Source organism: Microbacterium sp. 10L49, assembly GCF_056395125.1.
In genome coordinates this window covers 798,986-812,927 of record NZ_JBFTIW010000001.1, presented here as the reverse complement: position 1 = coordinate 812,927, position 13,942 = coordinate 798,986, and the positions used below count along the sequence as shown (strand labels likewise).

Annotated in this window: 14 protein-coding genes and 1 tRNA gene; 5 read left to right on the top strand and 10 right to left on the bottom strand. The window is 70.8% G+C overall.

Annotated features, from left to right (window positions below):
* Positions 1 to 353 precede the first annotated feature (353 nt).
* The 4 genes from AC1DCT_RS03880 to AC1DCT_RS03865 form a co-directional block, all read right to left on the bottom strand.
* On the bottom strand, positions 354 to 893 hold the full coding sequence (locus AC1DCT_RS03880; RefSeq protein WP_477427582.1) for a HutD/Ves family protein: 540 nt from the start codon (positions 891 to 893) through the stop codon (positions 354 to 356).
* A gap of 424 nt (positions 894 to 1,317) precedes the next feature.
* Positions 1,318 to 4,503, bottom strand: a complete 3,186-nt coding sequence (locus AC1DCT_RS03875) for a tetratricopeptide repeat protein (protein ID WP_477427580.1) — start codon at positions 4,501 to 4,503, stop codon at positions 1,318 to 1,320.
* Positions 4,504 to 4,549: 46 nt separating this feature from the next.
* Positions 4,550 to 5,128 (bottom strand): hypothetical protein, encoded by a 579-nt coding sequence (locus tag AC1DCT_RS03870; RefSeq protein ID WP_477427578.1) that lies wholly within the window; start codon positions 5,126 to 5,128, stop codon positions 4,550 to 4,552.
* Positions 5,128 to 5,973 carry an inositol monophosphatase family protein gene (locus tag AC1DCT_RS03865; RefSeq protein WP_477427576.1) on the bottom strand — a complete coding sequence of 282 codons (846 nt, stop codon included), beginning with the start codon at positions 5,971 to 5,973 and terminating at the stop codon, positions 5,128 to 5,130. The genes AC1DCT_RS03870 and AC1DCT_RS03865 overlap by 1 nt, the downstream gene beginning before the upstream one ends.
* A gap of 164 nt (positions 5,974 to 6,137) precedes the next feature.
* Between AC1DCT_RS03865 and AC1DCT_RS03860 the strand changes: the two genes are divergently transcribed.
* Positions 6,138 to 6,210 (top strand) — tRNA-Lys (locus AC1DCT_RS03860).
* Positions 6,211 to 6,324: 114 nt separating this feature from the next.
* Here AC1DCT_RS03860 and AC1DCT_RS03855 read toward each other — a convergent pair.
* From AC1DCT_RS03855 to AC1DCT_RS03830, 6 genes are all read right to left on the bottom strand, one after another.
* Positions 6,325 to 6,657, bottom strand: a complete 333-nt coding sequence (locus tag AC1DCT_RS03855; protein ID WP_440732083.1) for a DUF7882 family protein — start codon at positions 6,655 to 6,657, stop codon at positions 6,325 to 6,327.
* Between the two features lie 179 nt (positions 6,658 to 6,836).
* On the bottom strand, positions 6,837 to 7,691 hold the full coding sequence (locus AC1DCT_RS03850) for a transposase (RefSeq protein WP_477427574.1): 855 nt from the start codon (positions 7,689 to 7,691) through the stop codon (positions 6,837 to 6,839).
* Positions 7,692 to 7,706: 15 nt separating this feature from the next.
* Complete coding sequence (locus AC1DCT_RS03845) at positions 7,707 to 7,982, bottom strand: hypothetical protein (protein ID WP_477427572.1); 276 nt, start codon at positions 7,980 to 7,982, stop codon at positions 7,707 to 7,709.
* A gap of 100 nt (positions 7,983 to 8,082) precedes the next feature.
* The gene (locus AC1DCT_RS03840) at positions 8,083 to 9,312 is read right to left on the bottom strand and encodes an MFS transporter (protein ID WP_440732080.1); all 1,230 of its coding nucleotides are present in this window, start codon (positions 9,310 to 9,312) and stop codon (positions 8,083 to 8,085) included.
* On the bottom strand, positions 9,309 to 9,740 hold the full coding sequence (locus AC1DCT_RS03835) for a MarR family winged helix-turn-helix transcriptional regulator (protein WP_477230634.1): 432 nt from the start codon (positions 9,738 to 9,740) through the stop codon (positions 9,309 to 9,311). Before AC1DCT_RS03835 ends, AC1DCT_RS03840 begins: the two co-directional genes overlap by 4 nt.
* A 156-nt stretch (positions 9,741 to 9,896) precedes the next feature.
* Positions 9,897 to 10,694: an IclR family transcriptional regulator gene (locus AC1DCT_RS03830; protein ID WP_477230633.1), complete on the bottom strand. Its 798-nt coding sequence runs from the start codon at positions 10,692 to 10,694 to the stop codon at positions 9,897 to 9,899.
* Positions 10,695 to 10,799: 105 nt separating this feature from the next.
* Here AC1DCT_RS03830 and AC1DCT_RS03825 point away from each other — a divergent pair, with 105 nt between their 5' ends.
* The 4 genes from AC1DCT_RS03825 to AC1DCT_RS03810 are packed head-to-tail and all read left to right on the top strand — an operon-like array spanning position 10,800 to position 13,927.
* Positions 10,800 to 11,591 carry a CoA transferase subunit A gene (locus AC1DCT_RS03825; RefSeq protein WP_477427571.1) on the top strand — a complete coding sequence of 264 codons (792 nt, stop codon included), beginning with the start codon at positions 10,800 to 10,802 and terminating at the stop codon, positions 11,589 to 11,591.
* Position 11,592: 1 nt separating this feature from the next.
* Positions 11,593 to 12,237, top strand: coding sequence for a 3-oxoacid CoA-transferase subunit B (locus AC1DCT_RS03820; RefSeq protein WP_477427569.1), 645 nt, complete (start codon positions 11,593 to 11,595; stop codon positions 12,235 to 12,237).
* A 2-nt stretch (positions 12,238 to 12,239) separates the two neighbouring features.
* Complete coding sequence (locus AC1DCT_RS03815) at positions 12,240 to 13,424, top strand: acetyl-CoA C-acetyltransferase (protein ID WP_441976151.1); 1,185 nt, start codon at positions 12,240 to 12,242, stop codon at positions 13,422 to 13,424.
* Positions 13,425 to 13,480: 56 nt separating this feature from the next.
* A complete protein-coding gene (locus tag AC1DCT_RS03810) occupies positions 13,481 to 13,927 on the top strand; it encodes a GNAT family N-acetyltransferase (protein WP_440732075.1) in 447 nt (148 codons plus the stop codon).
* The last annotated feature ends 15 nt before the right edge of the window (positions 13,928 to 13,942 follow it).

Genomic DNA, 13,942 nt, shown 5'->3' with positions numbered 1-13,942 from the left:
CCAATGACCGTCTCTCGACGGATGCCGAACCGTAGGGCCAGATCGTACGTCGAGTCGCCGGCCTCGTAAGCGGCGAGGAGCTCATCGATCTCGCTGGACGTGAGCGCCTTCACCCGTGGGCGAGGCGGGGTTTGAATCTCCGCAGGTGCATGGTGGCCGAGAGCTTCCGCGCGGCATCTGACGGCTTGATCGACAAGTGAGATCGTTGATCTTCCGCCGTCCCCGTGTTTTGAGTAGTGGCGCAGGACCTCCACCACGAGCTCCGCTCGTCAGAACCAAGCCGCTGTCGCTGGAGGAAACCCCTGGGACCCGTGTCTTCGATACGGATCCCAGGGGCTTCTTCGTGCGTGCGCTCAGATCCGGCGCAGTCGCGCCACCACGAAGCGACCGCGCAGCGTGCAGGCCGTGCCGGGCTCGAGCAGGGCGGCGTCGAGGCGTGCCAGCGGTCGGTCATCGAGCGTGCCGAGGTCGTCGAGCGCGATCAGCACCGTCGGACCTCCGGGCTCGGCGCTCACCGTCGGAGCGTCGAGGACCTGCACCGTCGAGTCCCAGGTGTCCCGCAGTGTCATGACGTTCAGGTCGAGGAACCCGGCCTCGCGCGGTGTCGCCGTGACCTCGTCCTCGCCGTCGAACGCGATGACGTCGTCGACCGCGAGCGTCACGGCCCGGCCGTTGATCACGAGGTCGACCGAACCGGGGCCGAGCGCGACCTGCCCGCGATGCACGCCCGGGTAGGCACTGTACGGCTGCGTACCGGTGATCTCCGCGATGCTGATCCGCCAGGTCCATGCGTCCGCGGCGTCGGCGTCGTCGAACAGGATCCGGGTGACCCCGCGACCGTTCTTCCACGCTCGCGGGACGAGGGCGGCGTACTCGAGGATCGGAAGCGTCATGATGCCGATCGTAGAGTGCGCCGCCGTGCTCTCTGCTCAGCCGCCCGTCACGGGCTGGGTCTCGTAGACGTCGATCGTGCCGCCCATGGCGGTGTGCGGGGTGGCCCTCGAGGAGCGCGGCGATCTCGTCGTAGGAGCCGGCCTGCAACAGGGAGTAGCCGCCCACGGTGGGGTCGGCGCCGGGCGAGACGGGCGCTGTCGGGTCGCCGAAGTTGACGATCGCGTCACCGGCTCGTGCGGCCCAGCCGTTCCAGGCGTCCATCATCTGCGCGGCCTGTTCGGGCGTCGGCTCCGGCTCCTCGTGCTCGGGTCGTGCGTTCGGATCGCCGTCGACGATGACGGCACATGCTGAGGATCCCGCAGCCCGACGTCCGGCGGAAGAGCCGGATGCGCTTTCATAGATTTCTGCGAGGAAGCCGGCGCCTCAGGCCATCCGCGACACGATGACGTAGACGAGGATCGCGGCCACGATCACGCCACCGACGATCGCCGAGCGGGTCTTCGAGGTCTGCTGGGCGGACGCCTTCTGCTTGCCGCGAGCGCGTCGCACAGCCGCGGAGTCGGCGCCGAGCACGCGCTCCATGGCGGGGATGTTGGTGCGGTAGATCCGCAGCGCCTCGCGATGCCGTCCGAGCGAGATCAGCGTCTCGGCACGATCGTCGGTGGCGTCGAGCGTGATCGCGTGCTCCGCGCCGACCGTTCGGGTGCCGGTCTCGGCGGCATCGTCGTACGCCGCGAGCGCTTCCGGGAAGCGCTGGGCCTCGGCCAGGCGTCGACCGAGCCAGATGCGCAACTGCACGGCCCGCCCGGGGTCGGAGCCGGCGCCGTCGGCGACCTGGATCGCCCGCCGCTGCACGTCGGCCATCTCGTCGACACGTCCCAGATGCGACAGAGCGAGGCTGCGGTCGTTCAGTGCGTCTGCCAGGGCCCACCGGTCGCCGGGCAGCAGCCGCTCGAGCTGCGGCACGATGCGCGCGTAAGCGTCGGCGGCCTCACGGTATGCGCGGAGCCGCTTCGAGCACTCGGCGGCGCCGCGTTCGGCCCGCAGCCAGTCGATGCCGGCGCTCGCGCTCAGCGCGTCGCGGGCGCGGCTGTATTCGACGAGGGCATCGCCGTAGCGACTCTGCCGGGCGAGGTGGTCGGCAAAGCGCAGCGTCGCGAGCCCGGGCGAGGAGGAGGATCCGTCGTCGGACGCGCCCTCTCCCGATGCGAACCCGGCCCTGACCTGGTCGGCCAGCATATCGCGATCCTGCTGGGCGTCGCCGAGACGGGCGAGGATCCCGTCCAGATCGCGGATGCGGTGCAGCGTCTGCGGATCCGTCTCGCCGAGGACCTCTCGTGTCTCTGCGACGACGCGCTCGGTCAGCTCCCTGGCGCGGGGCAGGTCACCGGCATCGGCGACCGTGCCGGCGAGGGCGGAGAGCGTGCTGAGAGTGTGCGGATCGCGGGCGCCGAGAGCGGCCGTGCGCCGTGCGAGGACCGATTCGAAGCGACGGACCGCCTCGCCGAAGCGGCCGAGGTGCCGTTCCTCCTGCGCACGGTTGTGCAGAGTGATGAGAGTGTCGCGGTGCTCCGTGCCGAGGATGCGCGACTGCAGCCCGTACAACCGGTCGTAGGTCGCCGCGGCTTCGGCATCGCGGCCGAGCTGGCACGCGGCGAGGGCGAGATTGCCGATGACGCGGGAGGCCTGGGCGGTCTCGGCGGATCCCTCCGCCTCCAACTCGGCCAGGACGGGCCGCAGCAGCGCCTCCGCCTCGGCGGCACGGTCGCTGCGCAGATACACCGCGGCGAGGTCGATCGCGTGGCCGACGTCTCCCGACGCCTCGTAGAGCGCACGCATCTCGGCGGCGGCCTCGTCGCTGCGTCCCAGATCCTGCAGGGCGAGCGCGCGGGTGTCCCGGAGCTCGGAGATGATCCGCGGGGCGGCGCCATCGTGCTGCGCGATCTCGATGGCGTCGGCGAGCAGCGCCTCGCCCTCCGCGTTGCGTCCGATACCGCGCAGCGTGGCGCCGAGCGCGTACCGGGACTGCGCGAGCCTGGTCGCGGCGGTGTGCCGGTCCTCGGCGGTCGACGCCTCCGCGGCGAGACTCAGCTCCAGTTCCAGCGACCGCTCGAACTCGGCGAGAGCGTCGGATCCACGGCCGGCATCGCGGAGGGCTGAGCCGAGGTCGTCCCGCACGTCGATCTCGCTCCGGCGCCCGGCAGCGCCGAACCCGCGGAGTCGGTCGGCGCCTGCCCGAAGCGCGTCCAGGGCTTCGGGGGAGTGCGGTTCGTGCCATCGGGACAGATCGGTCCATGCGTGTGCGATGTCATTCGCGAGCTGCTGCGGCGTGGCGAGGGACGGATCCGGATCCGCGTCGGCCGTCCGATCCGTGTCTGACCCCGGATCGGCTTCCGCCGCGACGCCGGCGCGCGGCAGCCCCTCGACAGCACGGTCGAGATGCGTGCATCGGGCGACGGCTGTGGTGAGCGCGGTCTCGATGAGCGCAGGCGACGGCTCCTGCTCGCGGGCGTCGCGCAGCACGCGGGCGAGGAGGTCGCGCGAGCGCAGCGCGAGCGAGGAGCCCGGCGGGTGGTCCGCCGTGTCGTCGACGATCTCACGGGCCTCCGCGATCAGCCCGGGCCACCCTCCTGGGCTGTCCGCGCGATCGAGTTGCACCTCGACCGCCATCATCCGGGAGGTGAGCACCTGGTCGGCGCCCGGGCCGAAGCGCCCGGTCTCCAGCACGGCGATCCGGCGCACCAGCGGCAGCGGATCCTCAGCGGCCGCTCCGTCGCGGGCGAGCACCCGCAGCGTCGTGGTGCGGAACTTCATCGCGTCCAGGGTGAGGATGTCGTCCTCGCCGCGTTGCCGTTGCAGCGCCGGGATCAGCAATGCAAGGTCGGCATCGGCTCCGGACGCGTCGCCCGACCAGTAGCGGGTCCTCGCGCGCCACCACCAGGCGTCGAGCGTGGCAGGCGCGTCCATTCCCAGCAACGCACGGCGCCCGTCCAGCACCTGGCCCCAGATCAGGGCGGACTGCTCGTCCTCGTCCAGCCGGGAGAGTTCCGTGGCCTTCGCTGCGAGCGCCGTCAAGTGGTTCTCGCTCTGCTCGGCCGCGGCCGCGGCGCGGGCGATGAGCAGGTCGTAAGCATGCAGACCCTCCGCCGGGTTCATCCGGGTGAGCAGCTGGGCGCGCCGGTCCAGCAGCCACAGCACGCGGCCGTGCGCGCCGCCGAGCTCGTGCTCGCCCTCGGCGATGAGGGCGTCCAGCGCCGCCACGACGGCGGCGGAGGCCGACGTCTGCCCGACCATCTGCTCGGCGGCGCGGGCGTAGAGGCGGTCGTCGAAGAGCTGCTGGCGGTGCTCGTCCAGATACGCCGGATCGGCGAGAGCGGTCTCGCAGACCTCCGCGAGGGTGCGGTACAACTCTCGGGCATCGTCCTCGCGGCCGAGTTCGTCCAGGCCGTAGGCCAGTCCGCGCAGCGCGCTGCGGTGCGCTTCGCCGCCTTCCCCTTCGGTCATCAGCGCCTGCGGGAGCAGGCCGCGGAAGGCGTCGAGGGCCTGGGCGATGCGCACCGGATCCTGGCTCGCGACGTCGGACCACGCGGACTGGAGCGCATCTGCCATCACGCTCTCGACAGTAGAAGGCCGCGGGGTGGCGGGCAACTCGCGATCATCCCCGGGTTTCGATCAGGACCAGGCCCTGCTTCGTATCGGAGACGGTCACCCAGCCCGGGCCGAAGAGATAGGTCATGCCGTAGCCGTCTTCGTCCTTGCTGAGCGAGGCGCGCGGATCGGCCGTGATGTACACACCCCGGTCGCTGTCCTCACGGGTCCAGCCCGATGCGATGAGCTGCTCCTGGCGGGCTTTCGCCTCGGCGGAGGAGATCGGCGCCCACCCGTACAGCAGACCGCGGTCGGAGGCGGTGGCCGGATCCGACCACAGGCACTCGATGCCGCCGGGCAGCGCATCCGGCCCGAAGGCGAAGTCGCGCTTCATCGCGGCCCACCCCTGCTTGTGCAGGGCGACGACGGTGTCGGACGGGATCAGGGTCTCGCAGCTCAGCGCGGCGGGAGGGGTCGCCGGCGCATCCGTCGACGGCTGCGCCGCCGGTTCGGGGACGGTGCTCGTCGCGTCCGGCGTGGGCTTGGCCGTGACGCCGGGGGAGGCGCCGCCGCCGCACGCGGTGGCTGCCGTGAGCACGCCGACAGCGAGCCCCAGCGGCAGCATCACGCGTGCGAGGAGGCGCATCAGGGAGCGGCCGGGCTCTGCTGTCCCGCCGGGTCGGGCTGCGCCACCGACGTGCGCAGCTGCTCCAGGAACGCCGGGTGCAAGACGCCGTTCGTGGCGAGCGCCGAGCGCCCGGAGAGCGTGGGCGCGCCGTCGAACGCCGTGGCCGTGCCGCCCGCCTCGGCGACGATCGCGAAAGCCGCCGCGATGTCGTACTCCTTGACGCCGAACTCCGCGACCATGTCGATGCGGCCCTCGGCGAGCATCATGTACGAGAACACGTCGCCGTAGGCGCGGTCGCGCCACACGCGCCGGCTCAGGGCGATGAGCGTGTCGAGATGCCCGGCCTCGTCCCACTGGGAGATGCTCTGGAAGCTCACACTCGCGTCATCCAGGTCCGCGACCTCCGACACCCGGATCCGGCGCGGCTCCGCATCGGTCGAAGCCCAGGCGCCCAGGCCGGGGGCGGCCCACCAGCGTCGGCCGAGCGCCGGCATGCTGACGACACCGACCCGGGCCACACCGTCGACGGCGAGGCTGATCATCGTTCCCCACAGGGGCACGCCGCGAAGGAAGTTCGCGGTGCCGTCGATCGGGTCGACGATCCACTGCCGGTGCGTGTCGCCCGAGGTGCCGTACTCCTCACCGAGGATCCCGTCCTCCGGGCGCTCGGCCTGCAGGATCTCCCGGATCGCGCGCTCCGTCGCCAGATCCGCATCCGTGACGTGGGAGCGATCGGCCTTGAGCGACACGTTCAGATCTGCGGCGTCGAAGCGCGGCAGCGACTGCGCGTCGGCGGCATCGGCAAGGCGGAGAGCGAGGTCGAGGTCGCTCTGGAAATCGGCTTCGGCGCGGGTCTCAGACACGTCTTCAGGATACCGGCGGCGAGCGGAGGAACCCTGGGCGAACGCGGCCCAGAGCGCACTCCGGGCGGACGACACGCCAGGGATGCACGCGGACCCGGCCCCGATTTCGCTTCCGTCGGATCCGCTGGTAATGTGATTCCTCGGCCGGGGAACCGGCCAGATACGCACCTCTAGCTCAATCGGCAGAGCAACTGACTCTTAATCAGTGGGTTCTCGGTTCAAGTCCGAGGGGGTGCACGGATAAGCCCCGATTAGATCTCGCCATCTACCGGGGCTTTTCTGCGCTCCAGGGAGCTCGAGGCCCGCACCGGGACGGAGCAGGCTGATCACTCCTGCGGGTTGCCGGCGAGCTCAGGCCGTGAGTACGACACCGCGGCTCGATCCGAGAATGTGTTCTTCCGGGACGAGGATGCCGCCGGACGTGTTCGCGGAGTTCGCGTATGCCTGGATCCTCGCCGGATCGAGCGGCGGGGGAGTCGGTTCTTCGAACGCGAACCGCAGCTCGATGGACGGATGCAGCCAGATCGTGGACCGGCCGAGGGGCTGGCCGCTGTCGTGCATCCACGACAGCGTGAAGCTCTCGTTCCGTCGGAGCTTGGTCGCGATCACGACCTTGAGGTGTGCGAGAGCGACGTCGTCGATCTCGATCGCGTGCTCGGCACTGCCGTAGAAAAGTACGCCCATGAGGGGTCACCCGTTTCGCCTGTTCGTCGCCACGGAAACCCGTGCCAAGAGGCGCGATCCGAGTGATCGCATGTGGGGAACTCCTCTAGAGTCCCACAGATCCGGCGGTGAAGGGGTGGGGTTGACGAGTCGCCCCTTGGGCCGCTAAGCGTCGGTGAGGCGCCTCAGGCCGGGCCGGCTCAGGCTTCGGCGTTCAGCGCATCGACGGCGCGCTGTGCGGCCTCGACAGCCTTCTCGGTCGCCGTCGCACGGTCGTCGGCCTGAGTCCGGCGGTCTGCAGCAGCGGTGGCCTCGGTGCGCGCGGCTACCGCGGCGGCGTGCGCGCGGACCAGGTCGGCCTCGAGGTCGGCGATCCGCGTGTCCAGCTGCGCCGCACGCCCCGAGGCGTCCCGCACATCGCGGTCGGCCGCGCCGAGCTCCCGCGTGGCGCGCACATGAGCCTGCTCGGCATCGTGCAATGCGGCCTGGGCCTTCCGCAGCTCCCGCCGGGCTTTGACCTCGTCCACGGGCTCGGGCGGGGTAGGGCGGCCGGACGGTGCGCCGCCGCCCAGGATCGTGTCGAAGTCGAGGGGGAACTCGGCCGAGGGCTCGAGCTCGTGCACGAGCCGGCCGGATGCGACGGCCGCGGCGGCGGCGGGATCGAAGAATGCAGCCGTGATCGTCTGGCGGACGGCGTCGCGGGTTGCCGTGGTGATGCGTTCGCCGCGCGCTGTCGCCAGGGCGGCGGCTTCGGCGGCGAGCTGTTCGGTCAGCGCACGGCGTTGGCGGGTGAGCTCGGCGAGCGTCACCGCGTCGATGTCAGCCTGCGCCTCCCGCAGCTCGTCGGCCAGCCGGAGGGCCTGGTCGAGCTGCTGCGCTCGTTCGCGGGCGAAGACGTTCACGACCCACGCGGCGACGCTCGGCTTCCGCAGGGCCCGGATCCGATCGGCGACGGCTGCGTCCTCCGCCTCCTTCGCGCGGGCGTTCCGCGCGGACACGAAGTCGCCGGGCGGACCCGCGTACAGGTCGGCCGCGATCGCCTCGAGGTCGGTCACGATCGGCTCCGGCGCTCAGACGACCCGCACCGAGAGCAGTTGATAGCCGCTCGGCACCTTCGCCTCGAGCGCCGGCATGTCGTCTGCCTCGATCTCCTGCACGCCGTCACGGCGCACGATGGTCCCCTTCGCGGTCAGCACGGTGTCCTTCTTGGCCATCGCGACGGGGGCCGAGGCGAGCTGCCATCCCTTCGGGGTCTCGGCGGCGAGCAGATCCTGGATCTCGTCCAGCTCCTCGGCCTGCACGGTGTGGGTCTTGGATTCGACAGGGCGGATGACACCGATCAGCATGGTTCCAGCGTAGAGCCCGGCACCGACGACGAAGCCCGTCCCGCGCAGCGTTGTGCGGGACGGGCCGTTCGCGGCACCCGTTCGGGTCGGGTGCGGATCCTCAGGCGGCGTCGCCGATGAGGATCGCCTCCGCATCCTCTGCGGCATCGTGCGAGCCACGGTCGATGTGCGCGAGCGCACGGCGCCCGAAGAGCACCACCAGTGCGGCGATGAGCACGGAGACCCCCGCGAACAGGTAGGGCACGGTGTCACCCCACAGGTGGGACAGGAGCGCGGCGAGGGGAGGAGCGACGGCGCCGCCGATGAATCGCACCGCGGAGTAGGCCGATGATGCGACCGAGCGCGGCAGATCCGTCGCCTCCATGACGGCCTCGGTGAGCACGGTGTTCATGATGCCGAGCAGCAGACCGCCGACGATGATGCAGATCACCAGCGCGATCGGGGTCGCCACCAGGACTCCGGCGACGATCAGGTCGATCGCCAGCAGCGGCAGCACGAACAGGATGATCCGGGTGATCGGCATCCGGCGCAGCAGGATCGGCGCCACCCAGACGCTCGTGACCGCCAGCGCGATGCCCCAGCCGAAGAAGGTCAGGCCGATGCCGATAGCGCTGAACCCGAGGGGGAACGGCGAGAACGCCAGCAGCACGAAGAAGCCGATGTTGTAGAACAGGGCGGCGACGGCCAGCACGCTCAGGGCCGGACGGCCGAGAGCCTTGAACGGCGCGGAGAACGGCACCGGCTCGCGCTTCTCGAACGGTCCGCGCAGCAGTGTGAGCACCGCGATGAAGCCGATGGCCATGAGTGCCACGACGCCGAAGAACGGTCCCTGCCAGGCGACCTCGCCGAGGAGCCCGCCGAGCAGCGGTCCGATCGCGATGCCGAGACCGAGGGCGGCCTCATAGAGGATGATCGCGGCGCTGGAGCCGCCGCTGGCGGCGCCGACGATCGTCGCGAGCGCCGTGGAGATGAACAGCGCGTTGCCGAGGCCCCAGCCGGCGCGGAAGCCGATGATCGCGTCGACGCTGCCGCTCAGCGCGCAGAACAGCGCGAAGGCCACGATGAGCGCGAGGCCGATCAGCAGGGTGGCCTTGGCCCCGATGCGGCTGGAGATCCAGCTCGTGAACAGCATCGCCACACCGGTGACGAGCAGGTAGCTGGTGAACAGCAGCTCGGTCTGAACGGGCGTCGCCTCGAGGGACTTGGCGATGGCGGGGAGGATCGGGTCGACCAATCCGATGCCCATGAACGCCACGACGCAGGCGAAGGCGACCGCCCACACCTGTGCGGGCTGTCTCCAGATCGATACCGAGGAACCGGTGGTACTCAACGTGCTGTCCTTTCCAGAAGCGAATGCGTGCGCAGGATCTCCGCGGCGCGGGCCAGGTGCTGCCAGTCCGTGTCGTCGAGGTCGCTGAATCGCGGCGCGAGGATCTGCTGCAACTCTTCGCGCCATGCCTGAAGGGCGCGACGCCCGTCGGCCGTGATCGTCACGACCGTCGCCCGGGAGTCCTCGGGGTCGGGGGAGCGCAGTACAAGCCCCTCGTGCTCCAACTGGCCGAGCATCCGGGTCATCCCGGGCTGCGTGGTGCGGCTCGCCTTCGCGAGCTCTCCGACGCGTTGCCCGTCCTGCCCGTCGAGCAGGCTCAGTGCCCGCCACTGCGCGGCAGGAGCGTCGTTTCCGGCCTCCTGAGCGGCGATGCGGGTGAGCGTGTGCGTCGAGAACACGATCGACTGCAGGATCTCGCCGTGATTCATACCTGAAGTATATATCCAATGGTATGCATATGGCAAGGGTTCGCACGCTCACTGGTCGCAGATTGCGGTTCTGGCGCAATCAGAACCGCATTACGCGACCAGTGAACGGAGCGACCATGCCGGGGCGTCGACGCGCTCGGCCGGTGGCCCCGGCGGTCAGCGCGCGGCGCGGCCGGCGATCCGGGCGGAGAGTTGATGCGCGTGCGCGAGCAGCGTCCGTCCGAGCGCGGGCAGGCGATCGGGGCCGAAGCGGAACTCGACTCCGGTGAGACTCAGGGCCCACTCCGGACGACCGTCGCGGTCGAACACCGCGGCCCCCATGCCCCAGCTGCCCTCGACGATGAGCCCGGGGTTCACCGCGTACCCGCACGCCTTGGTCTCGGCCAGGCGACGGCGCAGCGGTGTCTCGGTGTGCGTGCGTCCCCATCGCTCGCCGAGCTCGGGGTGCCGCCCGAGATAGGCATCCACATCGTGGTCGGGCAGGAAGGACAGGATCGCGAGCCCGGCGCTGGCGACGCCGAGCGGGAAGCGCACCCCCTCGCTGAGCACGAAGGAGCGGATGGGGAATGCGCCCTCCTCGCGCAGAAGGCACACGGTCTCATCCGCTCTCCGTACCGAGAGGAACGCGCTCTCCTCCGTCTTCACCGCCAGGGAGCGCACGATGTCGCGGGCGAGCTCGGTGATGTCGTAGCGCGCCGCGGCCACTGTTCCCATGAGATAGAGCTCCGGTCCGGGCATCCAGAGAGCGGTCTGCGGATCCTGGTCCACGAGGCCCTCCGCGCGCAGTGCCGACAGCAGCCGATGCACGGTCGAGCGGCTGAGTCCCGAGGTCGCGGCGAGCCGCTGCAGCGCGGCGCCGTCGGGTGCGGCCGTGACGAGGCGGAGCAGCTCCGCGGCGCGCGCGATCGCCTGGGCGCCGGGTACCGAGCGCTTTGCGGGCGACGCTTGTTCCATGATGTGGACGCTACTGACGTGGGTGACCACATCGCAAGCGCGGGCTTGAACGCCCCGGCGCACCGGCGCAGAGTGGAAGTCGTATCCCACACGAAGGAGTGGCGAGTGATCGACAAGCAATGGGCCTCCGCGGCGGACGCGGTGGCCGACATCCCGGACGGGGCCTCGCTCGCCGTCGGCGGGTTCGGGCTCTCCGGCAACCCGAGCGCGCTCATCCAGGCTCTGCTGGTGCAGGGCACTTCGGGGCTCAGCGTGGTGAGCAACAACTGCGGCGTCGACGACTGGGGGCTGGGTCTGCTGCTCGGCGCGCAGCGGATCCGCAAGATGACCTCGTCATACGTGGGGGAGAACAAGGAGTTCGAGCGCCAGTTCCTGTCCGGCGAGCTGGAGCTCGAGCTGACGCCGCAGGGAACTCTGGCGGAGAAGCTCCGCGCCGGGGGCTCCGGCATCGCCGCCTTCTACACGCAGACCGGTGTCGGCACCCAGGTCGCGGAGGGCGGTCTGCCGCGGCGCTACGCCGGCGACGGGTCGATCGCGATCGCGTCGCCCGCCAAGGACGTGCGCACCTTCGAGATGCACGGGCAGCCGCGCGACTTCGTGCTCGAAGAGGCGATCACCACCGACTTCGCGCTTGTGCACGCGGCCCTGGGAGACCGGCACGGCAACCTGATCTTCAACAAGGCCGCGCGCAACTTCAACCCGCTCGCCGCGATGGCGGGCCGCATCTGCATCGCGCAGGTCGAGCGGCTCGTCGAGCCGGGGGAGCTGGACCCCGATCACGTCCACCTGCCCGGCGTGTTCGTGCACCGCGTCGTCGAGGTCGGATCCGACATCGAGAAGCGGATCGAGCGGCGCACCGTGCGGCCCTCGGCCTCCGCCGGAACAAGGGAGGCCTGACATGGCTCTGACCCGCGACGAGATGGCGGCGCGCGCCGCCCGCGAGCTGTCCGACGGCTCCTACGTGAACCTCGGTATCGGGCTCCCTACGCTCGTGCCCAACTACGTTCCCGAGGGCGTGACCCTCGTGCTGCAGTCCGAGAACGGCATCCTCGGCGTCGGCCCGTATCCCGCGGAGGACGCGGTCGACCCCGACCTCATCAACGCCGGCAAGGAGACCGTCACCACGCTGCCCGGAGCCGCGTTCTTCGACTCGGGGCTCAGCTTCGGGATGATCCGCGGCGGCAAGATCGACGCCGCGATCCTCGGCGCGATGCAGGTGAGCGCGACGGGGGATCTGGCGAACTGGATGATCCCCGGGAAGATGGTCAAGGGTCCCGGCGGCGCGATGGACCTGGTGCATGGCGCAGGGCGCGTGATCGTGCTGATGGAGCACGTCGCCCGCGACGGCTCCGCGAAGATCGTCGACGAATGCTCGCTGCCGCTCACCGGCCGCGCGGTGGTGCATCGGATCATCACGGATCTGGCCGTGATCGACATCACGCCCGAGGGACTGCGGCTCGTCGAGCTCGCGCCCGGCGTGAGCGTGCAGGATGTGAAGGATGCGACCCAGCCGACGCTGCTGGTCGCGGAAGGACTGGAGTGACCATGAGTGCAGACGACATCGTCATCGTCGCGGCGGCGCGCACGCCGCAGGGGCGTCTGAAGGGTCAGCTGGCCCCGTTCACGGCGCCGCAGCTGGGGTCGTTCGCGATCCGCGGCGCGCTCGAGCAGGGCGGCGTGGATCCGGCCGAGATCGACGCAGTCATCGTCGGGCAGGTGCTCGCCGCCGGATCGGGGCAGAACGCCGCGCGGCAGGCCGCGATCGGGGCGGGCATCGGATGGGACGTGCCTGCGCACTCCGTGAACAAGGTATGCCTGTCGGGGCTCACGGCGATCATCGACGCGGCGCGGATGATCCGCACCGGTGACGCGCTCACGGTGGTCGCCGCCGGCATGGAGTCGATGACGCGGGCGCCCCACCTGCTGATGGGCTCCCGCGACGGCTGGACCTACGGATCCGTCGAGGTGCTCGACCACATGGCGTACGACGGCCTCACCGACGCCTACGACAAGGAGAGCATGGGGGCGTCGACCGAGCGGCACAACCCGCGCTTCGGGCTCACCCGCGAGGCGCAGGACGAGGTCGCGGCCCGGTCGCACCAGCGCGCTGCCGCCGCCAGGGACGGCGGCGTGTTCGAGGGCGAGATCGTGTCGGTCAGCGTGCCCCAGCGGCGCGGTGAGCCGGTGGTGCTGACGGCGGACGAGGGCATCCGGCCCGAGACGACCGTGGAGACGCTCGCGGGGCTGCGGCCGGCGTTCGCCGAGGGCGGGTCCATCACGGCGGGCAACTCCTCGCAGATCTCCGACGGTGCCTCCGCGGTCGTCGTCACCACGCGCGCCAACGCCGAGGCCCAGGGATGGCCTGTGCTCGTCACAGTCGGTGCCAGCGGACAGACCGCGGGTCCCGACAACTCCCTCCAGGAGCAGCCGGCGAACGCCATCCAGAAGGCGCTGCAGAAGCAGGGCATCACCGCCGCAGACCTGGATCTGGTCGAGATCAACGAGGCGTTCGGGGCCGTGGTCGCCCGCTCCGAGGCTGTGCTCGGCCTGGATCCGGCGATCGTCAACGTGCACGGCGGCGGCATCGCGATCGGACACCCGATCGGAGCGAGCGGCAACCGGCTGGCCGTGCACATGGCGCACGAGCTCGTGCGCCGCGGCTCCGGCACCGCGGTGGTGGCGCTGTGCGGCGGCGGCGGTCAGGGCGAGGCGCTCATCCTCACGCGCTGAGACGACGCGGCGGCGCCCGGTCCTGCGGCCGGAGCGCCGCCCCGTAGGATCGGCGCATGACCACGATCCAGGCTCTGACGGCGGCGGACCGCGACGACTGGCTGCCGCTCTGGCAGGCGTATCTGACGTTCTACGAGTCCGCGCTCGCCGATGACGTCACCGCATCGACCTTCGCCCGGATCACGGATCCGTCCGGCGAGATCCACGGGGCGATCGCGCGCGACGACGACGGCCGCGCGGTCGGGATCGTGCACTGGTTCGCGCACCCGGCCACCTGGTCGAAGACCGGCTACACGTACCTCGAGGACCTCTTCGTGGATCCCTCCGTCCGTGGCGGAGGAGTCGGCCGCGCCCTGATCGCTCACGTGACCGAGGCGGCGCGGGCCGCCGGAAGCGACAAGCTCTACTGGCTCACCGCGGAGAGCAACACCACGGCACGGCGCCTCTACGACCGCGTCGCCGAGCGCAGCGGCTTCATCCACTACCAGATCGATCTGGTCTGACGCAGCGGCTCGTCC

What these genes read in the sequence shown, in the direction of transcription:
- AC1DCT_RS03870 (WP_477427578.1), bottom strand. Translation starts at nt 5,128, where the DNA reads ATGCGCCTCCTCGCACGCGTGATGCTGCCGCTGGGGCTCGCTGTCGGC.
- AC1DCT_RS03815 (WP_441976151.1), top strand. Translation starts at nt 12,240, where the DNA reads ATGAGTGCAGACGACATCGTCATCGTCGCGGCGGCGCGCACGCCGCAG.
- AC1DCT_RS03810 (WP_440732075.1), top strand. Translation starts at nt 13,481, where the DNA reads ATGACCACGATCCAGGCTCTGACGGCGGCGGACCGCGACGACTGGCTG.
- AC1DCT_RS03880 (WP_477427582.1), bottom strand. Translation starts at nt 893, where the DNA reads ATGACGCTTCCGATCCTCGAGTACGCCGCCCTCGTCCCGCGAGCGTGG.
- AC1DCT_RS03875 (WP_477427580.1), bottom strand. Translation starts at nt 4,503, where the DNA reads ATGGCAGATGCGCTCCAGTCCGCGTGGTCCGACGTCGCGAGCCAGGAT.
- AC1DCT_RS03845 (WP_477427572.1), bottom strand. Translation starts at nt 7,982, where the DNA reads ATGCTGATCGGTGTCATCCGCCCTGTCGAATCCAAGACCCACACCGTG.
- AC1DCT_RS03835 (WP_477230634.1), bottom strand. Translation starts at nt 9,740, where the DNA reads ATGAATCACGGCGAGATCCTGCAGTCGATCGTGTTCTCGACGCACACG.
- AC1DCT_RS03820 (WP_477427569.1), top strand. Translation starts at nt 11,593, where the DNA reads ATGGCTCTGACCCGCGACGAGATGGCGGCGCGCGCCGCCCGCGAGCTG.
- AC1DCT_RS03855 (WP_440732083.1), bottom strand. Translation starts at nt 6,657, where the DNA reads ATGGGCGTACTTTTCTACGGCAGTGCCGAGCACGCGATCGAGATCGAC.
- AC1DCT_RS03830 (WP_477230633.1), bottom strand. Translation starts at nt 10,694, where the DNA reads ATGGAACAAGCGTCGCCCGCAAAGCGCTCGGTACCCGGCGCCCAGGCG.